1 protein-coding gene is annotated in these 243 nt (G+C 70.0%); it reads left to right on the top strand.

Translation table 11 applies throughout. The annotated features are described in order from the left end of the window. Positions 1–243 (top strand): winged helix-turn-helix domain-containing protein (locus ACZ3HG_RS24615; RefSeq protein WP_465335128.1); only part of this gene is annotated, 243 nt, incomplete at both ends.

Genomic DNA, 243 nt, shown 5'->3' with positions numbered 1-243 from the left:
ATCGACCTCGCCGCGAAGGCCGTCACGCGCGCCGGCTCCCGCGTGCACCTGACCCCGACGGAGTGGCGGATGCTGGAGTTCCTCGCCCGCAACCCCGGCTCGCTCGTGACGCGGCAGACGCTCCTCAAGGAGATCTGGGCGAGCGAGCAGGTCGCCGACAGCGGGTATCTGCGCCTGTACATGTCGCAGCTTCGCAAGAAGCTCGAGGCCGAGCCGTCGGCGCCGGTGCATCTGCTGACCGAG

This window comes from Erwinia sp. PME.40.26/001, from assembly GCF_055556675.1.
This window is presented reverse-complemented; position numbering and strand designations above follow the sequence as displayed.